This window comes from Alkanindiges illinoisensis DSM 15370 (assembly GCF_000619845.1).
GTDB lineage: Bacteria > Pseudomonadota > Gammaproteobacteria > Pseudomonadales > Moraxellaceae > Alkanindiges > Alkanindiges illinoisensis.
Map to the genome: position 1 here is coordinate 1 of NZ_KK211037.1, position 21,179 is coordinate 21,179.

The 21,179-nt window shown below is 49.9% G+C and carries 20 protein-coding genes and 1 pseudogene; 14 read left to right on the forward strand and 7 right to left on the reverse strand.

Annotated elements, in window-relative coordinates:
• The 4 genes and pseudogenes from Q337_RS19260 to serB all read right to left on the reverse strand — a co-directional run.
• Positions 1-104: pseudogene (locus Q337_RS19260) on the reverse strand (biotin synthase BioB); the annotation flags it as partial.
• A 6-nt stretch (positions 105-110) separates the two neighbouring features.
• Complete coding sequence (locus tag Q337_RS0114280) at positions 111-599, reverse strand: SCP2 sterol-binding domain-containing protein (RefSeq protein WP_026472160.1); 489 nt, start codon at positions 597-599, stop codon at positions 111-113.
• Positions 600-896: 297 nt separating this feature from the next.
• The gene (gene aciT / locus Q337_RS0114285) at positions 897-1,226 is read right to left on the reverse strand and encodes an AciT family ciprofloxacin tolerance protein (RefSeq protein WP_026472161.1); all 330 of its coding nucleotides are present in this window, start codon (positions 1,224-1,226) and stop codon (positions 897-899) included.
• 624 nt (positions 1,227-1,850) lie between these two features.
• A complete protein-coding gene (gene serB, locus Q337_RS0114290) occupies positions 1,851-3,065 on the reverse strand; it encodes a phosphoserine phosphatase SerB (RefSeq protein ID WP_026472162.1) in 1,215 nt (404 codons plus the stop codon).
• Between the two features lie 87 nt (positions 3,066-3,152).
• On the opposite strand from serB, the gene Q337_RS17930 reads away from it, so the two are divergent.
• Positions 3,153-4,469: a hypothetical protein gene (locus tag Q337_RS17930; protein WP_034280587.1), complete on the forward strand. Its 1,317-nt coding sequence runs from the start codon at positions 3,153-3,155 to the stop codon at positions 4,467-4,469.
• 120 nt (positions 4,470-4,589) lie between these two features.
• Here the strand turns inward: Q337_RS17930 and Q337_RS0114300 are convergent, their stop codons facing one another.
• Positions 4,590-5,162 (reverse strand): TMEM165/GDT1 family protein, encoded by a 573-nt coding sequence (locus Q337_RS0114300; protein WP_026472163.1) that lies wholly within the window; start codon positions 5,160-5,162, stop codon positions 4,590-4,592.
• Positions 5,163-5,311: 149 nt separating this feature from the next.
• On the opposite strand from Q337_RS0114300, the gene Q337_RS0114305 reads away from it, so the two are divergent.
• From Q337_RS0114305 to Q337_RS0114365, 12 genes are all read left to right on the forward strand, one after another.
• Complete coding sequence (locus Q337_RS0114305; RefSeq protein WP_026472164.1) at positions 5,312-5,575, forward strand: hypothetical protein; 264 nt, start codon at positions 5,312-5,314, stop codon at positions 5,573-5,575.
• Positions 5,576-5,746: 171 nt separating this feature from the next.
• Positions 5,747-6,853 carry a bifunctional 3,4-dihydroxy-2-butanone-4-phosphate synthase/GTP cyclohydrolase II gene (gene ribBA / locus Q337_RS0114310; RefSeq protein ID WP_026472165.1) on the forward strand — a complete coding sequence of 369 codons (1,107 nt, stop codon included), beginning with the start codon at positions 5,747-5,749 and terminating at the stop codon, positions 6,851-6,853.
• Positions 6,854-7,251: 398 nt separating this feature from the next.
• On the forward strand, positions 7,252-7,722 hold the full coding sequence (gene ribH, locus Q337_RS0114315; protein ID WP_026472166.1) for a 6,7-dimethyl-8-ribityllumazine synthase: 471 nt from the start codon (positions 7,252-7,254) through the stop codon (positions 7,720-7,722).
• 4 nt (positions 7,723-7,726) lie between these two features.
• Positions 7,727-8,185 carry a transcription antitermination factor NusB gene (gene nusB, locus Q337_RS17935; RefSeq protein ID WP_051526913.1) on the forward strand — a complete coding sequence of 153 codons (459 nt, stop codon included), beginning with the start codon at positions 7,727-7,729 and terminating at the stop codon, positions 8,183-8,185.
• A gap of 39 nt (positions 8,186-8,224) precedes the next feature.
• Positions 8,225-8,581 carry a hypothetical protein gene (locus Q337_RS0114325; protein ID WP_026472167.1) on the forward strand — a complete coding sequence of 119 codons (357 nt, stop codon included), beginning with the start codon at positions 8,225-8,227 and terminating at the stop codon, positions 8,579-8,581.
• A 112-nt stretch (positions 8,582-8,693) separates the two neighbouring features.
• Positions 8,694-9,635, forward strand: coding sequence for a thiamine-phosphate kinase (thiL, locus tag Q337_RS0114330; protein ID WP_026472168.1), 942 nt, complete (start codon positions 8,694-8,696; stop codon positions 9,633-9,635).
• Positions 9,628-10,161, forward strand: coding sequence for a phosphatidylglycerophosphatase A family protein (locus tag Q337_RS0114335; protein WP_034280591.1), 534 nt, complete (start codon positions 9,628-9,630; stop codon positions 10,159-10,161). The genes thiL and Q337_RS0114335 overlap by 8 nt, the downstream gene beginning before the upstream one ends.
• Before the next feature lie 36 nt (positions 10,162-10,197).
• The gene (glmU, locus tag Q337_RS0114340) at positions 10,198-11,562 is read left to right on the forward strand and encodes a bifunctional UDP-N-acetylglucosamine diphosphorylase/glucosamine-1-phosphate N-acetyltransferase GlmU (RefSeq protein WP_026472170.1); all 1,365 of its coding nucleotides are present in this window, start codon (positions 10,198-10,200) and stop codon (positions 11,560-11,562) included.
• Between the two features lie 12 nt (positions 11,563-11,574).
• Positions 11,575-13,413, forward strand: a complete 1,839-nt coding sequence (glmS, locus tag Q337_RS0114345; protein WP_026472171.1) for a glutamine--fructose-6-phosphate transaminase (isomerizing) — start codon at positions 11,575-11,577, stop codon at positions 13,411-13,413.
• 27 nt (positions 13,414-13,440) lie between these two features.
• On the forward strand, positions 13,441-14,862 hold the full coding sequence (gene phrB, locus Q337_RS0114350) for a deoxyribodipyrimidine photo-lyase (RefSeq protein WP_026472172.1): 1,422 nt from the start codon (positions 13,441-13,443) through the stop codon (positions 14,860-14,862).
• 173 nt (positions 14,863-15,035) lie between these two features.
• On the forward strand, positions 15,036-15,788 hold the full coding sequence (locus tag Q337_RS0114355) for an FKBP-type peptidyl-prolyl cis-trans isomerase (RefSeq protein ID WP_026472173.1): 753 nt from the start codon (positions 15,036-15,038) through the stop codon (positions 15,786-15,788).
• Between the two features lie 200 nt (positions 15,789-15,988).
• Complete coding sequence (locus Q337_RS0114365) at positions 15,989-16,726, forward strand: FKBP-type peptidyl-prolyl cis-trans isomerase (RefSeq protein ID WP_026472174.1); 738 nt, start codon at positions 15,989-15,991, stop codon at positions 16,724-16,726.
• 201 nt (positions 16,727-16,927) lie between these two features.
• Here Q337_RS0114365 and Q337_RS0114370 read toward each other — a convergent pair whose 3' ends face one another.
• Both Q337_RS0114370 and Q337_RS0114375 read right to left on the reverse strand, forming a co-directional pair.
• Entirely contained in the window at positions 16,928-17,806 is an 879-nt protein-coding gene (locus Q337_RS0114370; RefSeq protein WP_026472175.1) for an SDR family oxidoreductase, read from the reverse strand.
• A 184-nt stretch (positions 17,807-17,990) separates the two neighbouring features.
• Positions 17,991-19,406, reverse strand: a complete 1,416-nt coding sequence (locus tag Q337_RS0114375; RefSeq protein WP_026472176.1) for a dihydrolipoyl dehydrogenase — start codon at positions 19,404-19,406, stop codon at positions 17,991-17,993.
• 268 nt (positions 19,407-19,674) lie between these two features.
• Between Q337_RS0114375 and Q337_RS0114380 the strand changes: the two genes are divergently transcribed.
• Positions 19,675-21,117, forward strand: a complete 1,443-nt coding sequence (locus Q337_RS0114380; RefSeq protein WP_026472177.1) for an aldehyde dehydrogenase family protein — start codon at positions 19,675-19,677, stop codon at positions 21,115-21,117.
• Positions 21,118-21,179: the final 62 nt, after the last annotated feature.

A 21,179-nucleotide genomic window follows, 5' to 3' on the forward strand; every position in this document is an offset into this window, starting at 1 on the left:
TCAAAATGCTGGCGGTGCACAGTCTGGGCAGTAAACAGCAGGTCATTAAACGGCTGTCCATAAATCTGCGCCACTTCACCTCGTGTCCAGTCTGTGCGTTGCATGAAAACTTATCCTTTTAAAGCTGCTTTCTTGTCCATGATAAAACGCTGTGCCTGCTTGATTTTTTTCAGCACAGGTTTTGGAATGTTGGGGGCAATCAGCTTGGCCGCCTGGTTAAACCACATCAGTAAGGAAAAATCACCTTCCATCTGGATTTTGCCAGACTGCATGCCGGTCATAAATACAGTGGGATCACCTTTTAACAGGGTTTGTACTGCAAACAGGCTATCTTCAAAACGCAAGGTAAAATCCGGCTTGGCTGCTGTGCCTGATGCCATTTTGACGTGTTCATCCTGAATAATAAAATGGCGAGAAATACCATTTTTGCTTTCCAGCTGTAAGGTGAAGTTACGGCCATGCAGCAGTTCAATAAACTTGGGGCTGGTTTTGGACAGTTGCTGCATGCGCAGGCCTAAAGCCACCAGTAGCAGATCAAACGGATCGGTGCTGACATTAATCAGGGGTAACTTGATAACGGGAAGGGATGATAGATTCATGATTTAACTCTTGATATTTAAATTCTGGCAAATAGCTGATAATCACTATGGCTTGCATGCTAGCGCCTGTGGCTAGCCTTTGCAATGAATTGACAAGTCAAAAATGAAGCAAGCCAAATGAACCAGCAGGGTGCTTTATCATGCTATCAACCAAACCCGCAGGCTAGGTGATAAGTTTTTCATTTATGTTGTTTTTTTTAAGTCTATTTTTCTAACATTTCACTCAAAATAACTGGCTCATGCTGGCTTAACGGGGTCATTGGCCCATTGGCCACAGTTAAGCCAGCATGATTGATCTTAGTGACCTGACAGAGAGCCAAGGTCATCATCATACACTGGCGTATGTTCAATGCAGCGTTGCTGGGTTACCACAGACTGTTCATTGGTCGCAGCAAGCCAGGTGGCAAGCAATGCCAGTGCTGCACCTACGCCGGTCATATAACCCTGAAAATCGGTAAAACTAAACAGGTACTGGCTGCACACCCGGATAATTTCCAGGAAACACCAGAACAGCATTCCTGCCAGCATGAAGCCCAGCCAGCGGCGATACGGAGAAAAGAATATGATGATCATGCCCAAGGCCACCAGACCACCACCAATCATTGTGCTCATTTCACCATTTAACATGATGAACCCTCCTGTACGGGTGTGCGGGACACCGTAATCTAAGTTGTTGCACTATTGTGCAGCATGACATCACCACCAGACCCCATGTTGTGCTGCAACAATGCGTTTTCAGGTTTTGTTTATCTGTTTTTAAGTAGCGTTAATTTAATTAGCAGCTATTTTTTCAGTAACTCACCCTCATGACGTGGCAGGCTTCCCGGCGAATTATCATCTAATAATACAAGATGCCAGTTAAGGCAAAATGCCGGTAAAACCAGAAATGCTGCGTCATGGCGCTATTATGCGTAACTGCATAAATTTGAAAAGAGGTTAAAATGCCTATTGCGTCATGGAGTGACGCGTAGGCTAAATGTCATTACATTTTTACAGGCTTCAAAGCTTAAAAAAGCACTTATGTAACTGGATTTGCCTGTCATTACATTCACTGACCAGCAAAAAATTGCCAAAATATTTTTTTTAAGGGTGAAGCAGTCATTTGATTATTTTATTAGCAATGAGCACGTTACGCGATTTATGACAAAATATTAAAATGGATTGTAACCGTTCTGAAACCAATAAAAATATTGTGTAAAAAATAATCAGTTTCAGAACGTAAAAACCTTATAGTCTATGTAGATTAAAGGTTTACAAATCTTTATCACGAACGCCAAGCAGATATAATATTCCGTCTAGACCCACGCTGGAGATGGCCTGACGTGCATTTTCCCGTACTAATGGCTTGGCACGAAATGCTACCCCTAGTCCGGCAATGGACAGCATGGGCAAGTCATTGGCACCATCTCCTACGGCAATCACCTGTTGCAGGCTGATGCCATGCTTTTCGGCCAGTTCACGCAGTAATTCAGCCTTGCGGTTGCCATCCACCACCTGCCCAATCACTTCACCGGTGACAATGCCATCCACGACATCCAGCTGGTTGGCATACACTTCATCAATGCCTAGCTTGCGCTGTAGCATCTCAGCAAAATACTGGAAACCACCCGATAAAATCGCTGTGCGATAGCCCAGTGCCTTCAGCGTGGCAATCAGCCGTTCAGTGCCTTCAGTGATGGTCAGGCGTGCGGCAATTTTTTCCAGCACTTGGGTGTCCAGCCCTTTGAGCAATGCCACCCGTGCGGCAAAACTTTGCTTAAAGTCTAGCTCACCCTGCATTGCACGTTCGGTTATTTCAGCAACCTGTGGGCCAACCCCGGCTTCCAGCGCCAGCTCATCAATGACTTCCTGCTCAATTAAGGTAGAGTCCATGTCAAAGCACACCAGCCGACGGTTGCGGCGATAGGCATTGTCTTCCTGCACAGCAATATCAATCGACAGGTTAGTGCTCAGTTTCAGACAATCGGCACGCAGCGCCTGTGCATCCAGTAGCTGACCGCTTAAGCCAAATTCCACACAGGCCTTGCGATGCTGCTCGCTATCACTGTCATCCATGCCCAGACGGCCAGATAAACGGGTAACAGTTTCAATGTTGAAGCCATGCTGGGAAATAATTTGCGTAACAGCCTGCAAATGTGCCGCGGTCAATTCACGTGATAGCACTGTCACAATATATTTGGTTCTGCCGCCTTCTTTGACCCAGTGCTGGTATTCCTCAAAACTAATCGGTTTAAAGTACAAGGTCAGGCCAATTTCGTGTGCCAGCAACAGCATGTCTTTCATGGCCAGCGCGGCCTGAGTGGGCTGATCACTGGCCACCACAATGCCCAGCGTCAGTTGGTTATGGATGACCGCTTGTCCGACATCTAAAATATCCAATTGATGGGTGGTCAACACCTGCATCATTCGGTTAAATTGGTTAGGTTGATCAGGGCCTAAAAAAGAGATAAGAATTATTTCACGCATTAATCGTCTCAGGCTTGAGAAGCAAGTCGTGTAGAATCATAATCTATTTGTCATCCATTTGCCTGTTTACACAGTAGGAACTTTCACTTGAACGCGCCTCGCCAAGGGCTGTATGCCAGCCTGCTGATTATTAGTTTTGCCGTGCATGTCATCCTGATGGTGCATACGACCAACCACCAGCTGAGTCATACACGCGCCATTCAGGGCGATTTAATGACACGACAGCTGGCCGATGACAGCCTTGCCATGCTGGCACCAGTGGATACGGTGTCGCTGGCATTAATGGCCAATCGCTACACCAGCCGTCCCGATGTAGCATCCTTAAAAATCATGGCTGCGGATGGCCGGGTGCTGACCAGCAGTGGCAATGCGCCCACACGCTCAGGTGAGGTCTTTAAAAAGAAAGTCTTGCTGGATCAAAAGAGCATTGGGCAAATTGAACTCACGCTGATTCAGCCCAGCATTGGTGAAATGATTCGTACCCAGTGGCTACCTATATTGCTGTCATTAATCACGCATCTGTTACTGTGGCTATTGTATCGCGTGGTAGCGCGTCCAACCCGGCGCGAATATCTGGCGACACTGGCGCGTGAGCAGCAATTGCAGGAACAACTGCTAGCTTTAAAACTGCATGCAGAACAGGCACAGAAAAATGCAGTGATGGCACGGGCAATGGCCAATCCTGCTGAAATCCCGAAACCTGCTCAAGCCAGCTCTAGCAACGATGGCTCAACGACAGAAACACAGGACAGTGCATTTATCCTGCGGATTGGTTTTGTTGACCCCAAGCAATTGCTGGGCACTTTAAGTCCCGGCCTGGCGCGTCCGTATTTTAGTTTGTGCCAGACCTTGCTGGAACAGGCAATCCAGCAAAACCGCCAGCATTTTGATGCGCTAGGCGGCAAGCCGGTAGAATGTAAAATCGTACAGCCGTTTGGCGAAAGTGGCGCGATTGTGAGTGCATCAGGCAACAATCCGCAAAGTGCGCTATTTTTGGCCCAATTGGCGCAGTTGTTTAACTTGCTGACCGAAGTGGTGTATCGCCGCCACCGTGACATCAAGCGCTTTGCCTTGCATACCCGCACGGCGCTGGCTGAGCCGCAACACAACCAGCCTGCGCAGGCACTGGCACAAAGCCTGATTCATCAGGTTGATGCCAACCAGCTGGCCGTGCACTTAACCGATGATCAGGTGTTGAACCTGCAACAGTATTTCCAGCTATCCCCGTTTGATAGCCCAACCGATGCCCAAACCCGTGAAGCATTACTGGTCACGGCTATGAATGTTGAGGGAGCGCGGTTTGTCAGCAAAGCCCGTGAACGGATTCTGGCCGGAGATAAGCCCGCCAGTCGCCCAGTTGTACAGCAGCCCCAAACTGATGCCACAGCAGAACTGGAAGACTAACGGGCTAATTGCAACTACCTAGAACCAGGCTGCAATAACAATGAGTTTAAAAAAAGCCAGTTTCAAGTAGACTGGCTTTTTTAATGAATAGTCTGGACATGAGCAGACTAAAAACAGGCTTTAAGGTGATTTAAACAAAAACACACTGATGCCAATCAGCAGGAAAATCAGCGCGGCAATCCGGTGAATCAGGCTGATGGGCAGACGTCCCGCCAAACGGTCACCAATAAAAACAGCCGGTGCATTGGCAATCATCATGCCAAGTGTCGTGCCAGCCAGCACCAGCATTAGACTGTCAAAACGTGCAGCCAGTGCCACCGTGGCAATCTGGGTTTTATCACCAATTTCAGCCAGAAAAAACAGCACAAAAGTGGCGCCAAATACACCAAAGCGCTGCCAGCGGCCAATACTGTCTTCTTCATCATCCAGTTTGTCGGGAATCAGCATCCAGCCAGCCATGGCAATAAAGGAAATGCCCAGAATCCAGCGCAATACTTCGGCATTTAAAAAATCGGCAAGCCATGCTCCCAAGGCTGCAGCCAGGGCATGGTTAAACAGGGTGGCCAGTAAAATGGCAATCAGGATTGGCAGCGGCTGGCGATAGCGGGCAGCAAGCAATAAAGCAAGGAGCTGGGTCTTGTCGCCCATTTCTGCAAGCGCCACAAGGCCGGTAGAAATCAAAAAGGCATTCATGGTGAGGTTCCGGGCTGGCACAATAAACCAGTGATTTTATCTTTTGCCAGCCCAGACGTGCCGCACCAGTCCAGAATGATTGGACTAGCGTGAAACAAAGATAAAATCAAAGGTCTTGCCAGTCCTGCCGGATAATAGCTGTACGATGCTTGAGGCAAACATCTGCATTATTCCAGCAGCAGGATTACAGCCGCCATGCCAGTTCAGCCCAGATAGTGTGGCTGTTAAGCAAGTATGTTGACGACTGCCAGTGTGAACCTTTAAAAGGCCAACACTGCGGCTACTCCCCAGTGATGGCTCATTATAGAACAACCCAGACTGATAAAACAAATCAAGATGACCGGGAAAATGCAGCCAAAAACCGTAAGCGGTTTAAGCGCTATTATAAAATGCCTGTACATTTTGCAGCATAAAGGCGTTCAGACGCTGTGATGCTAACCAGTGCGTTAACATGAAAATAAGAATATGTCGACTAAAGTTGGGCAAAACAGCGAAAAAATCGGTAGAATAGCCCGCCAAACGTTTTTTTAATCCAGTGCAAGCCTTAACAATGCACCGGATAGTTTTTTATCAAGGTAAATTTCATGCAGCTCAACAGCGTTGAAGAGCTAATTGCCGACATCCGTGCCGGTCGTATGGTCATTCTAATGGATGACGAAGACCGTGAGAATGAAGGCGACCTCATCATGGCCGCCAGCCATGTGCGTCCGGAAGACATTAACTTCATGATCACGCATGCGCGCGGTCTGGTGTGTCTGACCTTAAGCAAGGAACGCTGCCAGCAGCTGGATTTACCGCTGATGGTGGAGCGCAATGGCGCCCAGCATGGCACCAATTTTACCCTGTCCATTGAAGCCGCTGAAGGTATATCCACTGGAATTTCGGCAGCCGAGCGGGCACGTACCGTACAGGCCGCGGTAGCCCCACTGGCCAAGCCAACGGATATTGTACAGCCGGGCCATATTTTTCCATTAATGGCGCAGCCAGGTGGCGTACTGCATCGGGCAGGTCACACTGAAGCAGGCTGTGATCTGGCGCGACTGGCGGGTCTTGAGCCAGCCTCGGTCATTTGTGAAATTATCAATGAAGATGGCGAGATGGCACGCCGTCCTGACCTTGAAGTGTTTGCGCAAAAACATGGCATCAAGATTGGCACCATTGCTGACCTGATTCATTACCGCATGACCAATGAGCAAACCATTGAGTGTCTGGATGAGCAGCAACTGGATACCGAATATGGCCAGTTCCGTTTGCGTCGCTACCGCGAATTAGGCAGTCCCGACATTCATGTTGCATTAATTAAAGGCAACCCGGCGGAAGGCGTGAGCACCGTACGCGTGCATGGCTTTAATCCGGTGCGTGATTTGCTGCATGTACAGCAGGAGACATCCGCATGGCATCTTGACAGCATTTTAAAAACCATTGCTGGCAGTGAGCGTGGTGTGCTGGTGTGGATTGGTCAGCCGGTACTGGAAGATTTGGGTACAGCACTGGCGAATATTGCTAAACAGGATGGCAAACCTTCTTCCAAGGCCTTGTCGCAGCAATACCGCACCATTGGTGTGGGTGCACAGATTTTGCGTGATGTTGGGGTGCAACAGATGCGCCTGCTGAGTTCACCACTGCGCTTTAATGCTCTGTCCGGTTTTGATCTGGAAGTGGTGGAGTATTTGGCACCTGAGCGAGGATAAGCAGCGATTGATAATCGCTGCCCGAGCGCAAGAGAAAATCTATGATTTTCTGTGAGGATAAATCGGAGCACTGTTCCGTCCGAGCGCAAGATGAGCAGCTGCGCTGCGAGTTTGAAGATAAAGCGGAGCGCTACGCCTTGCGACATATATGTCTCAGATGCTGCGAGTGATGAGAAACATATTTCGCAAGTGTGGTTTTCTGTCAGGCTAAAGCGCTGCCTTAAGGGCAATGCAGATGTTCTGCATTAAGTATCGTGAAGCCTTGCTTCACAGCATGCAGAGATAAATCATCTTGTTTCGTAACTTTACTTTCAATGCGCTTAAAGCGTGGAAAGTAAAGCCAGCTTGATCAGGCATTTACATTATTAACTGGTTATTAATCAATTTTGAGGTTAAACATGAGCATTCGTACTGTTGAAGGTCAGTTGCATCAGGGCAGTGAAGACCGTTATGCCATTCTGGTGGGCCGTTTTAACAGCTTTGTGGTCGAGCATTTGCTGGACGGCGCTGTAGATATGCTAAAACGACACGGCGTGAATGAAGCCAATATTACGATTGTGCGTGCACCAGGTGCCTGGGAATTGCCTGTTGTGGCCAAAAAGCTGGCCGCCAGTAGCCAGTATGATGCCATTATTGCGTTGGGCGCTGTTATCCGTGGCAGCACCCCGCATTTTGACTTTGTGGCTGGTGAATGTGCCAAGGGTCTGGGCGTGGTGGGTCTGGAATATAGTCTGCCGGTGATTAACGGCGTACTGACCACTGACAGCATTGAACAGGCGATTGAACGCTCAGGAACCAAAGCCGGTAACAAGGGCAGTGAAGCCGCAGTCACTGCCATTGAAATGGTTAATTTGCTCAAGGCGATTTAATGACATGAGTGAGCAGCAAGACAGCTTTAAGTATCCCACTACATTTGCTGCCAAACGCAAGGCACGTCGTTTTGCCTTGCAGGGCTTGTATGAATGGCAAATGACCCATAACCCGGTACATGAAATTGAAGCACGTACCCGTGCTGAAAATGCCATGCACAAGGTTGATATTGGCTATTACCACCAGTTGTTAACGCAGGTGATCCAGCATACTACAGCACTGGATGAGCTGATTAAGCCATTGATTGATCGTGACTTAAGTGCGCTGGATGGTGTGGAACTGGCCACCTTGCGTCTGGGTGCGTTTGAGCTGCGTGACCGGCTTGAAGTGCCTTACCGGGTTGTGATAGATGAAGCCATTGAACTGGCCAAGCATTTTGGTGCAACTGATAGTCACAAGTATGTGAATGGGGTACTGGATCGATTGGCTCAGCAGTTACGGGCTGCCGAGAAAAACCAGTAAAGGAAAGCCTGATTTTAAGGCATGATTTTGAGGCAGGATATGGGCAAACTTTCTCTTGAACCGTTAAGCAAAATCGACGGTTTTGTTGCAGCAGCCATGGTGGATTGTACCAGTGGTTTGACACTGTCCACGTTGGGTGGCGGTATTGACCTTGAGCTGGCAGCCGCTGGCAATACCGAGGTGGTACTGGCCAAACGCAAGGTGGCTGAAAACTTGCAACTGGATGATAACATTGAAGATATCCTGATTAGCCTGAGCAAGCAGTATCACCTGATCCGGCCGCTGGAACGCAATCAGCAACTGTTCTTGTATCTGGTGCTGGACCGGGCCAAGTCCAATCTGGCCATGGCGCGCCACGAGCTACGTATTTTTGAAAGAGAGCTTGAGTTCTCCTAAGTGCATTGACTAAAACCGTCAGCTCAGTCTTGGCGGTTTTTTTTATGGAAAAACAGGTTGTACCAGTAAAACAGGTCATGCCAATGTTGCTGCTGAAATTTATGTTCTGCCCATGAATGAATTTGCGTTAATCCAGCAGTATTTTAAGCACGCTGCTTTAGCCACATCAAATGACTCGGCCAGTAGCGTGGTGCTGGGCATTGGCGATGATGCTGCCCTCATCCAGCCGCCTTCTGGTCAGCAACTGGTCATTACCAGTGATACGCTGGTGGCCGGTCGGCATTTTCCGCAGGATACTCCCGCGCATGCGATTGGCTGGAAGGCAGCAGCGGTTAATTTATCAGATATTGCAGCCATGGGAGCACGACCGTTTGCCGTGCTGATGGCGATTAGTTTGCCTGAGGTTGATCCGGACTGGCTGGCTCAGTTTAGCCGTGGCTTTTTTGACTGCTGTGCGCCGCTGCAAGTGCAACTGATTGGCGGTGATACCACCAAAAGTGCTGTGCTTAGTATTACAGTGACTGCACTGGGCTGGGTGGAACAGGATAGGGCGATACGGCGTGATGGGGCAAGGCCCGGTGATCTGGTGGTGGTATCCAATACGCTGGGCGATGCAGTCTATGCGCTTCATCATCCCGGCAGTGAGTTGCAGGAGCGTCTGGATTATCCGCAGCCGCGTAACCTGCTAGGTATGGCCTTGCAGGGTTATGCCAGTAGCATGCTGGATGTCTCCGATGGGCTGGCGCAGGATCTGGGTCATATTCTGGCAGCCAGTCAGGTTGGCGCGCAGCTTCATCTGGAAAACCTGCCGTTGTCATCAACCTTACAGCAATTGCCGCGACAACAGGCATGGCAACTGGCGCTGACCGGCGGCGATGATTATGAACTGTGTTTTACCCTGTCGCCCGAACATTTTGATGCGTTTTGCCAGCAGTTTGCCGGACAGTTTCAGGTGCAGGTGATTGGACAAATTATTCAGGGTTCAGGTTTGACCTTGCAGTATCAGCAACAGCCTTATGAGATGAATTTGCAAGGATATCAGCATTTTGACTAAGCAGCCTGCGCAGAAAATTGCCATTGATTTTCGTCAGCTGTCCATACTGGACAAGATTTTATACAGTCTGGGGGTGGGATTTGGCTCTGGCCTGTCTCCCAAGGCACCGGGTACAGTAGCTTCATTTGTAGTGCTGTTTTTGGCGCCGCTATGGCTATGGCTTGGCATTAGCGCCACCATCATTAGCATTGTGTTAATGACCGTGCTGGGCGTCTGGATCTGTGACCGTACCGCCGACATTATGCAGGTGCATGATGATGCGCGTATTGTCTGGGATGAATTTGCGGGGCAAAGCATTGTATTGCTGCCACTGATGGTATTTCACCAGATGCACTGGCTGGGCATTTTAGTTGCCTTTGGCCTGTTTCGCCTGTTTGATATCTGGAAGCCGTGGCCAATCCGTTATGCCGACCATCAGCTGACTGGCGGTTTTGGCATCATGATTGACGATATTTTGGCAGGAATCATTGCGGCTGCGGTATTATACGCCGGTTTAATTGTGGTCACGGGCGATACCGCAATTTAATGATTTGGGACTAATAGGTTTAGGGTTTAAACAACAATGACATTATCGGTAATTATTCTGGCAGCAGGTAAGGGAACACGCATGAATTCGCGCCTGCCCAAGGTGTTACAGCCACTGGCCGGACAGCCATTATTGGGCCATGTGTTTGCACAGGCCACCCGTTTGGGGGCAGAACGGGTCATTACCGTGATTGGTCATGGCAGTGAGTATGTGAGAAACACGTTTAGCCAGCAAGCAGTAGACTGGGTAGAGCAAACCGAGCAACTCGGCACTGGCCATGCAGTACAGGTCACGCTACCAGTCTTGCCTGCCAGCGGTCAAAGCCTGATTCTATATGGTGATGTGCCATTGATTCGTGCCCAGACCCTAAAGCAATTGCAGGAAGCCGCAGCAGGCGGTATTGCCATGATGACCCTGACGGTAGCTAATCCTGCTGGTTATGGCCGCATTGTGCGCAAGGACGGCAAGATCCAGCGTATTGTGGAACACAAGGACGCCAGCGAACAGGAACGCCAGATTACTGAAATCAACACTGGTATTTACTGCGTTGACAATGCCTGTTTGCACCGCTGGTTGCCAAAGCTGTCCAATAATAATGTCCAGGGCGAATATTATTTAACCGATATTGTAGAAATGGCAGTGGCTGACGGGCTGGACATTGGCAGCGTCCAGCCGGAATATGAATTTGAAGTGGAAGGCGTGAATGACCGCCTGCAACTGGCAGCGCTTGAGCGCCGTTATCAGGCGTATCAGGCCGAGCAGTTACTCAAAGCCGGTGTCACCCTGAGTGATCCGGCGCGCTTTGACTTGCGGGGACAACTGAGCACTGGTCAGGATGTGCGCATTGATGTCAATGTAATCATTGAAGGTGAATGTGAACTGGCTGATGGCGTGCAAATTGGCGCGGGTTGTATCCTGAAAAATGCCAAAGTGGGTGCTGGCACAGTCATTCTACCGTATAGCATACTGGATGATGTAGTAGTGGGCAGTAACGCGCATATTGGTCCGTTTGCCCGCCTGCGTCCCGGCACGGCACTTGCAGATGACGTCCATGTGGGTAATTTTGTAGAAATCAAGAATTCACAAGTGGGTCAGGGCAGCAAAGCCAACCATCTGGCCTATATTGGCGATGCCCTGATTGGCACTGGCAGCAACATTGGCGCGGGCACCATTACCTGCAACTATGACGGTGCCAACAAGCACAAAACCATTATTGGCGATAAAGCCTTCATTGGCTCCAATTCATCACTGGTGGCGCCGGTACAGATTGGCAATGGAGCAACAGTGGGTGCAGGTTCAGTAGTTACCAAAGCAGTCCCGGATGAAACTCTGGCTGTTGCGCGCGGGCAGCAACGCAATATTGAAAATTATCAGCGTCCCGTTAAAAACCCGATTAAATAAAAGGTAAAAGCTATGTGTGGTATTGTTGGGGGAGTTGCAGAGCGTCATGTGGCCGCGGTGCTGATTGAAGGCTTAAAAAAGCTGGAATACCGGGGTTATGACTCTGCCGGGGTGGCTTTGCTGGAAAACGGGCAAATTAATCGTGCGCGTGAAGCAGGCAAAGTGGCGCTACTTGAAGCCAGTGTGAAGACATCAAAAATAGATGGCAACATTGGTATTGCACATACCCGCTGGGCTACCCATGGTAAGCCTACGCAGGACAATGCCCATCCGCATATGTCCGGTGATGTGGCTGTGGTGCATAACGGGATTATTGAAAATTATCAGGAGCTTAAAAACGAGCTTGAACAGGCTGGTTATGTGTTCAAGTCACAAACTGATAGCGAAGTGGTGGCGCATCTGGTGCATCAGGCACTGCAGCAGCACAATAACCTGCTCAAGGCAGTACAAACCATTGTGCCACGCCTGCATGGTGCCTATGCGCTGGGCATTATTGATGCCAAACATTCGGATGAATTGATTGCTGTCCGTCAGGGCTCACCTCTGGTGCTGGGCCTTGGCATTGGCGAGAATTTCATTGGTTCTGACCAGCTGGCGCTGCTGCCAGTGACCAACCGCTTTATTTATCTGGAAGAAGGCGACATTGTACGCCTGACCCGCAGCGATGTTGAAATTTACCATCAGGGCGAGCGGGTAAGCCGTGCGGTCAATGAACTGGATATTAGTGTCAGTAGCAGTGACAAGGGCGGTTTTAAGCACTATATGCTCAAGGAAATTTATGAGCAGCCGGATGCCATTCAGCATACTTTGTCAGTTGGGTTGGATCACAACCAGTTAAAAGATGATTTTTTAAGCAGTGGCACTGAGGTTTTGCCAGCCATTCAGCATGTGCAAATCATTGCCTGTGGCACCAGCTATCATGCCGGCATGGTGGCCAAATACTGGTGTGAGCAGCTGATTGGCTTGTCATGTCAGGTGGAAATTGCCAGTGAATTCCGCTATCGCAGTCCGGTAGTGCTGAATAACACCCTGTTCATTTATATTTCCCAGTCCGGTGAAACCGCAGACACACTGGCAGCCCTGCGCGACATTAAGAAACGTGCAGCCGCTACACAGAAAAATATCGTGTCGCTGGCACTGTGCAATGTGCCCACTTCATCACTGGTGCGTGAAACCGACCTGCATTTGCTGACCCAGGCCGGGCCAGAAATTGGTGTGGCTTCCACCAAGGCCTTTACCACCCAGCTGGCTGCCCTGATGCTACTGGTGTTAAAACTGGGCAAAATCAATGGCTCACTGACTGCTACACAGGAGCAGGAATTGGTGCAGGCGCTGTGGCAGACGCCCAAAATCATTAACCAGTGTCTGGCGCTGGACAAGGACATTGAAGCCATGTCACGCCAGTTTGTGGAAAAACGCCACACGTTATTTCTGGGCCGTGGCACGCAGTACCCGATTGCACTGGAAGGCGCGCTCAAGCTAAAAGAAATTTCCTATATTCATGCCGAAGGCTATGCAGCGGGTGAATTAAAGCATGGCCCGCTGGCACTGGTGGATAATGACATGCCAGTCGTGGTACTGGCTGCCAATGACTACATGCTGGACAAGCTCAAATCCAACATGCAGGAAGTGCAGGCGCGCGGTGGCGAGCTATTTGTATTTGCCGATGAACATAGCGGTATTGCCAATAGTGACCGTCAGCATGTGGTGTATATTCCAACCGCCAATGCCTGGATTGCGCCAATTGTGTATAGCGTGCCTGTACAATTGCTGTCTTACCATGTGGCAGTGTTGCGCGGTACTGATGTAGACCAGCCGCGTAACCTGGCCAAGAGTGTGACTGTCGAGTAATACCATGATAAATCTGGATTAAACAGCATGCACCTGCACTGGTTTCGAAGCGACCTGCGTATTCACGACAATACTGCACTGGACGCGGCAGCCAGTCAGGGGCCAGTGCTTGCCCTGTACATCATTACGCCCAAGCAGTGGCAACAGCATGATGACGCCGCCTGCAAGGTTGACTTGTGGCGGCATCAACTCATTGAGTTATCGGCAGATTTGAAGCGTTTAAATATCCCGTTGCTGATTCGCCATTGTGACTGGTGGCAGGAGATTCCCGGTGTGTTACTGGAGATTTGTCAGCAGTACCAGGTTGAGCATGTGCATTGTAATGCCGAATATGCGGTGAATGAACGGCTGCGTGATACCGCAGTTCAGCAGTGTCTACAGCAACAGCAGATTGGTTTTAGCAGTTATCTGGATCAGTTGCTGTTTGAGCCGGGCAGTATCACTACCAAAAGCGGTGGTTATTTCAAGGTGTTTGGCCAGTTTAAGCGGGTGTGTCAGCAAGTCCTGTATGACCAGCTTCCGCAAATACTGTCCGCACCTGAGCCACAGGCAAAGTTACCCATTCAAAGCGACCCTGTCCCACAACAGATTGCCGGTTTTCAGCCGGTTGAGCCGCACATTGTGCAATGCTGGCCAGCTGGTGAAGCCCACGGCTGGCAACGGCTGGATGATTTTGCTGACGAAGCCATCAGCGATTATGCCGGGCAGCGTGATTTTCCGGCTTTAAGCGGCACCAGCCAGTTATCACCGTACCTGAGCGCAGGGATTATTTCAATTCGGCAATGCCTGCATGCGGCACTAAAGGCGGCCAAAGGCGAGCTGTTTGGCCCAGATGAAGGGATTAATACCTGGATTACCCAGTTGTTATGGCGCGAGTTTTACCAGCATATTCTGGTGGGCTTTCCACAGGTCAGCCGTCATCAGCCCTTTAAGCCGCACACTGCAAAACTGGCATGGCGGCAGGCACCCGATGACTTGCAACGCTGGCAGCAGGGCCAAACCGGTTTTCCCCTGATTGATGCTGCCATGCGCCAGCTGCAACAAACCGGCTGGATGCACAACCGCCTGCGCATGATTGTGGCCATGTTTTTAAGCAAGAACCTGCTGATTGACTGGCGACTGGGCGAGCAATGGTTTATGCAACATCTAATTGACGGTGATCTGGCAGCCAACAATGGTGGCTGGCAATGGAGTGCATCGACAGGCACAGACAGCGTGCCGTATTTCCGTATTTTTAACCCCGTGACCCAGTCACAAAAAATTGATCCGGATGGCACATTTATTCGCCAGTGGCTGCCGGAACTTGCGTATCTGGACAATAAATCCATTCATGCCCCACATTTATCGCGTAGTGTAAAAGCCGGAACACTGGATTATCCGGCGCCGATGGTTGATCTGGCAACAAGCCGTGACCGGGCCATTGCTGCATTTGCTGCCTTAAAAAATTAGGACAAGTCAGGATTTAACAAAAAATTTGCGCAAAATCATGGCAACTACTTGGCAAGGCAGATAAAAGCGCTAATCTATGCTCACGTTAGGGTAATGAAAACTGCTGGCCAGTGTGATAAAAAGAGCATGTCATGCACAGCAGGCACAATGATTGTATCAATGATGGAATTTTTATGAGTAAAGCGCTTCCCGTTGTTCTTGCAGCTATCATCATCGGTGGCGCATTAACTCCGGTTTATCTGGCCAAACAGGCCACTCCGGGTCAGCATGCCAAGACTGGTCAGACCAGCAATGCTGCCACCAGTAATATCCAGAAAATCAGCTATGCGCTGGGCTATCAGGTGAGCAGCCAGACGCCACCGGAAATGGACACCGAGCTGTTTGCTGAAGGCATGCGCGATGGTCAGGCCAAAAAAACGCCGCGTTTTACCGAACAGGAAATTAATCAGGCATTAATGGCCTATCAGCAGGAAGTGCAAAAGCAGCAGCAACAGCACCTGCAGCAACAACAACAGCAGCAACAGGCAACTGCCAATAGCGCCACTCAGGCAGGTGAGGCCTTTCTGGCAGCCAATGCCAAGAAGCCGGGAGTAATCACCACAGCCAGCGGCCTGCAATATCAGGTTATCAAGGAAGGCACCGGTGCGACGCCCACGGCATCGTCCGAAGTTAAAGTTGACTATGAAGGTAAGCTGATTGATGGCACGGTGTTTGACAGCTCCATCAAGCGTGGCGAACCGCTGACCTTTGGTTTAAGCCAGGTGATTCCGGGCTGGACTGAAGGCCTGCAACTGATGAAAGAAGGTGCCCATTACCGTTTCTTTATTCCAGCCAGTCTGGGCTATGGTGAAACCGGTGCAGGTGAAGCCATTCCGCCTAACAGTACCCTGATTTTTGATGTGACCCTGATTAAGGTAAATCCTTAAACAGGTAAGTCGTAACCATCCGGCAGCAGCGTTGGCTTTAAGCCAGTTACTGCCGGGTTGGTTGGGATTATGTTTACTGTCATTTTATTGTTTTGCTGTATTAACACCTTTTTATCAGTCATTTGCCAAGTCAGTGGCAACTAACCTGCAAGACACATCAGTAACTGCCTCAGGTTAATGAAAGTAATGGAATTGAAATCATGAAAAAAATTGTTTTGGGACTAACCTGCGGTGTATTGAGCCTGTATGGCGCAGCTTATGCAGCACCTGCCAAAAGCACAAAGAAAGCCAGTAGCAGCCCGGCCAGCAGCATTAATGAAAATAGCTCTGAACTGCAAAAAGTGGGCTATAGCTTTGGCTATATCATGGGCAAAAGCAACACCGAAGCCGTCAAGGATCTGGACGTGAATACCTTCATTCAGGGCTTCCGTGATGGCTATGCCGGCAAGCCTGCTGGCTTAAGTGAAGAGCAAATGAAAGCAGCCTTACTGGAATACAAGCACAACCAGGAAGCGCAAGACATGAAAGTCTTTGAGCAGCAGGGCAAGGTAAATAGCGACGCGGGTGCCAAGTTTCTGGCGGAAAATGCTAAAAAACCCGGTATCACTACCACGGCTAGCGGACTACAGTATGAAGTGATCAAACAGGGCACGGGCAAGCGCCCAACCGCCAAGGCCAAGGTGACTGTGCATTATGAAGGCAAACTGATTGATGGCACCGTGTTTGACAGCTCGATTGACCGCGGTGAGCCAATTACTTTCCCGCTGGATCAGGTGATTGCAGGCTGGACCGAAGGCCTGCAACTGATGCAGGAAGGCGCCAAATACCGTTTCTTTATTCCAGCCAAGCTGGGCTATGGTGAAACCGGTGCAGGCAATACCATTGGGCCAAACAGCACGCTGATTTTTGATGTTGAATTACTAAAAGTCGAAGAATAAGGCGTAATGGCAACTGTTTAATACTTAAAAAGCCACGTGCTTTTTAAGTATTAAAAAAGCTGAAAACCGGATTAAAAGTTTTCAGCTTTTTTTATGGCATATTGAATTTGCTAAGGGCTTCGATGAAAACCCCTACTGATCAGACAGCGTGTCAAACTGGCTTTTTAGCAACCAGGCTTTTGCAGTTTGAGCACAGCCAGCCTAGCCATTAACAATCGATCCGCCATTTACATGAATCACCTGACCAGTAATATAACTGGCATCATCCGACGCCAGAAATAAATAGGCAGGTGCAACTTCACTCGGCTGCCCCATGCGTCCCATTGGCGTGTCCTTGCCAAACTTTTCCACTTCCTCGGCATCAAAACTGCTGGGGATGAGTGGCGTCCAGATTGGCCCCGGTGCAACGCCATTAACCCGGATACCGCGTTTTTGCTTCATCAGGTTGCTGGACAGGCTGCGGGTAAAGGTGGTAATCGCCCCCTTGGTGGATGCATAGTCAATCAGCTCGTCATGGCCCTGATAGCTGGTAATACTGGTGGTGTTGATGATGCTGTCGCCTTCATTTAAGTGCGGCAATACAGCACGAGTGGTATTAAACATGCCAATGATGTTGGTTTTAAAGGTTTTTTCCAGTTGTTCATCATCAATATCGGTAATATCTTTTTGCGGATATTGCACCCCAGCGTTATTCACCAGAATATTGATTTTGCCAAATTGCTGAATCACCTGTTGCACTGCTTTTTTTACACCCTCATGGTCACCCACATCCTGCTGAATAATCAGGCAACGGCGGCCTTCATGTTCTACCAGTTTTTTGGTTTGTTCGGCATCGTCATTTTCATCCAGATAAATAATGGCCACATCAGCACCTTCACGGGCAAACAGCACGGCTGTCGAGCGGCCGATGCCACTGTCACCGCCACTGATCAGCGCGACCTTGCCATCCAGTTTTCCGCTACCCTTATGGCTGGCCTTGATAATTTCCGGCGCCGGATACATGGCATCCTGATCGCCCGGCTGATGGGTTTGTTCCTGTGCCGGTGCACCGTTGGGATAGTGATCAACGTTATTGCTCATTGAAATGCTCCTCATGGGTTTAATTGTTATTTACCCTAACAACAGGACGTGTAGCGTTCATTAAAGCCTGAGTGCACTTTTGGTAAGAGCATTGCAGCCCTTTGTAAGTCTTTGGGATTTATCTTTGGCCAGGTTTTTTAAAAGGATGCGCTGAACAGCATTTCAATTTTTAGTAATGAATCTCCTACGGCGCCAGTTCCGGCAATTGTGCACGTAGGCGCACCAGCGCTGTACGCAGTCCTTCTTCCAGTACCGGGTGGTAAAACGGCATGGCCAGTAACTGCTCGATAGTCAGGCCCTGCTGGATGGACCACGCCAGCAAATGCGCCAGATGTTCGGCATCATTGACCAGCAGTTCTGCACCCAGGAGCTTATGGCTTTGCGGACAGCCATACAGTTGAAGGGCTCCTTCGTTTTTATCCTGAATGGTGGCGCGGCCTTGGGTGCGATACGACACTTCGGCACAGGCAAACGGAGTGTTGGCACGGGTTAATGCCTGATGCGACTGGCCTGCCGTAGCCATTTGCGGCTGACTAAAAACAATACTCAGTCCGGTATAAGGTTCAAATGGCTTGATCTCCGGGTAATGCGCAGCGTTAATGCCGGCAATCCGGCCCGCATTGGCTGCTTCATGCTGCAGCGCTTGCGTGGTGGATACATCCCCGGCAATAAAAATGGGCAGGTTATCAAGCTGCATGGTCAGCGGATGCTGGACAGCGCCTTTGATGCCCTGATATCTGGCATCAATATTGTCCAGACCCAGCGTATTGAGACTGCTTTCACGGCCAATGGCAGCCAGCAGGTATTCGGCTTTAGCCTGCCCGCTATGCTGGTTGAGCTGGCCCGGCAGGCTGCGATGATAATGCAGTACTACCTGATCTGCCTCAAGGTACACCTGCTCAATGCTGCTGTTATCAATATAATTAAGTTCCCGAGTGAGCAATGCAGTGGCCAGCTTGCGCAAGTCAGGATTGCTCAGGCCGCCAATATTATTGCCTTTACCCATGAGAGTCACTTCAACCCCCAGCCGGGCCAGTGCCTGTGCCAGCTCAATGCCAATTGCCCCGCTACCGACCACAATCATGCTTTTGGGCAGGGCCGGAAGGTTAAAAATGGTATCGCTGGTGAGCAGTTTGTGCTTGAGTGCCTGTTGCCATTGCGGATCAACACGCGGGATAGACCCCGTGGCAATAATGCTGGCTTTGGTGTAAATGGTGTCCTCACCCACCTTAAGCGTGGTGGCATCGATAAAATGCGCCTTGCCCTGTTTTTTGTGCTCGGCAGGCCACTGATCGACCACAGCCTGCGCATGACCAGTAAAGTAGTCCCGCAAGTGTTGTACGCGCTGCATGACTGCTTTGGCATCAATGCGGGTTTGGTTAGCAATACCAAATTCACTGGCATGCTGGCTGGCCTGTGCATACTTGGCCGCTTCAATTAATAACTTGCTGGGCATACAGCCCACACGCGCACAGGTGGTATCCCAGGGGCCAGCATTCACAACCAGCACATTGCTAGTCTGTTTGACCACCTGGTTGTATGCCGACTGTCCGGCAGTGCCTGCCCCAATAATGACCACATCGTAGCTATGCTGGCTCATGCGCGTGTTATTCCTGAAAAGCTGAGAATCATGCGGGTAATATAGCGAACAATACCCGTTCTGGCAGGTTTCACCGGCAAAAATTAATAAAAGCTAAACATTGGAAGCCAATGAAACAACAGAGTTTATGCTGAATACAGCAGTTTACAATGGCTTAAACAGGATGCCGGATTTCCTCTACAATCAACGCACACACAGCAGTTTGTTTGCTGCTTAAAAAACGCTATGCTGTGCTACTGAGTAAACACCGTGCTATCAAGGACCGCAAATGAGCCAGCCATTTCAACTTAAAGCCCAGTATCCCCTGTATCTGGCTAACCAGCCCGTCGAAACGACATCATGGCTGGAGGTGACTGACAAATTTAGCGGCAAGGTGGCAAGCCGTGTGGCACAGGCCGATACCCAGACCTTAGATCAGGCGATAGCTGCAGCAGTCAATGCCGAGCAGGCCATGGCTGCATTAAAGCCTTATCAAAAACAAAAAATCCTGCAACATTGTGTGCAGCGCTTTAAAGAACGCAGTGATGAGCTGGCGCAGATTCTGGTGATTGAAGGCGGCAAGCCGATAGGGTCAGCCAAAGCCGAAGTTTTACGCCTGATCAGTACCTTTCAGCTGGCCGCCGATGCGGTCACGCAAATGGATCAGGGTGTGGTGATGCCACTGGCGGTGACCGAAGCCGCAGCCAGTTATCGCGGCATGGTGCAGCGTGTGCCAGTGGGTGCGGTATCCCTGATTAGCCCGTTTAATTTTCCCTTAAATTTAACTGCGCATAAAATTGCCCCAGCCATTGTGGCAGGTTGTCCGTTTGTCCTAAAGCCAGCCAGCCTGACGCCTATTAGCGCCATTATTATTGGCGAAGTGCTGGCAGAAACCGACTTGCCAGCAGGTGCATTTTCCATCATGCCGTGCCACCGCGATGCCGCTGATATCATGGTCACCGATGACCGCTTTAAGCTGCTGAGTTTTACTGGTTCGGATCAGGTGGGCTGGGACATGAAAGCGCGTTCTGGCCGCAAGAAAGTGGTGCTGGAGCTGGGTGGCAATGCTGCGGTGATGCTGGAAGAAGATGCCAATGTGGACAAGGCACTGGACCGCCTGATTGCGGGTAGCTTTGGGCAGGCTGGGCAGGTGTGCATTAGCGTGCAGCGTATTCTGGCCCATGAAAAAATTTATGATGAACTCAAAACCAAGTTTGTGGCACGTGCCAAAGCCTTAAAAGCGGCTAATCCGGCGTTAACTGACACGGTGGTTGGGCCAATGATCAAGGAAAAAGAAGCCGTACGGCTAAAAGGCTGGATTGATGCAGCAGTGAATGAAGGCGCAAGTTTGCTCACGGGTGGTGAAATTAGTGGGGTCATGCTGGAAGCCACCGTGCTAGAAAATGTTCATTCAGAATCCGATGTGTACCAGCATGAAGCCTTTGGCCCCGTGGTGATTCTGGAAAAATACAGTGATTTTGATGAAGGCATCGCACGGATTAACCAGAGCCGTTTTGGCTTGCAGGCCGGGGTTTATACCAACGATTTGAACAAAATGTTTAAGGCATGGGATAACCTGCATGTGGGTGGCGTGATTATCAATGACGTACCGACTTTCCGGGTGGACAACATGCCGTATGGTGGTGTCAAGGACAGTGGACTGGGCCGTGAAGGCATTCATGCGGCAGTGCTGGACATGACCGAAGAACGGGTGCTGGTGATCAAGCAGTAAGCCACTTGCTGCCAGTAAATCCAACGCCATGGCAAGATGAATTGTCCTGGCGAAAAAGCCTG

Excerpts from the sequence above, each read along its gene's own strand:
- Q337_RS0114280 (WP_026472160.1), bottom strand. The coding sequence starts at position 599 with ATGAATCTATCATCCCTTCCCGTTATCAAGTTACCCCTGATTAATGTC.
- aciT (WP_026472161.1), bottom strand. The coding sequence starts at position 1,226 with ATGTTAAATGGTGAAATGAGCACAATGATTGGTGGTGGTCTGGTGGCC.
- serB (WP_026472162.1), bottom strand. The coding sequence starts at position 3,065 with ATGCGTGAAATAATTCTTATCTCTTTTTTAGGCCCTGATCAACCTAAC.
- Q337_RS0114300 (WP_026472163.1), bottom strand. The coding sequence starts at position 5,162 with ATGAATGCCTTTTTGATTTCTACCGGCCTTGTGGCGCTTGCAGAAATG.
- ribBA (WP_026472165.1), top strand. The coding sequence starts at position 5,747 with ATGCAGCTCAACAGCGTTGAAGAGCTAATTGCCGACATCCGTGCCGGT.
- ribH (WP_026472166.1), top strand. The coding sequence starts at position 7,252 with ATGAGCATTCGTACTGTTGAAGGTCAGTTGCATCAGGGCAGTGAAGAC.
- nusB (WP_051526913.1), top strand. The coding sequence starts at position 7,727 with ATGAGTGAGCAGCAAGACAGCTTTAAGTATCCCACTACATTTGCTGCC.
- Q337_RS0114325 (WP_026472167.1), top strand. The coding sequence starts at position 8,225 with ATGGGCAAACTTTCTCTTGAACCGTTAAGCAAAATCGACGGTTTTGTT.
- thiL (WP_026472168.1), top strand. The coding sequence starts at position 8,694 with ATGAATGAATTTGCGTTAATCCAGCAGTATTTTAAGCACGCTGCTTTA.
- glmU (WP_026472170.1), top strand. The coding sequence starts at position 10,198 with ATGACATTATCGGTAATTATTCTGGCAGCAGGTAAGGGAACACGCATG.
- glmS (WP_026472171.1), top strand. The coding sequence starts at position 11,575 with ATGTGTGGTATTGTTGGGGGAGTTGCAGAGCGTCATGTGGCCGCGGTG.
- phrB (WP_026472172.1), top strand. The coding sequence starts at position 13,441 with ATGCACCTGCACTGGTTTCGAAGCGACCTGCGTATTCACGACAATACT.
- Q337_RS0114355 (WP_026472173.1), top strand. The coding sequence starts at position 15,036 with ATGAGTAAAGCGCTTCCCGTTGTTCTTGCAGCTATCATCATCGGTGGC.
- Q337_RS0114365 (WP_026472174.1), top strand. The coding sequence starts at position 15,989 with ATGAAAAAAATTGTTTTGGGACTAACCTGCGGTGTATTGAGCCTGTAT.
- Q337_RS0114370 (WP_026472175.1), bottom strand. The coding sequence starts at position 17,806 with ATGAGCAATAACGTTGATCACTATCCCAACGGTGCACCGGCACAGGAA.
- Q337_RS0114375 (WP_026472176.1), bottom strand. The coding sequence starts at position 19,406 with ATGAGCCAGCATAGCTACGATGTGGTCATTATTGGGGCAGGCACTGCC.
- Q337_RS0114380 (WP_026472177.1), top strand. The coding sequence starts at position 19,675 with ATGAGCCAGCCATTTCAACTTAAAGCCCAGTATCCCCTGTATCTGGCT.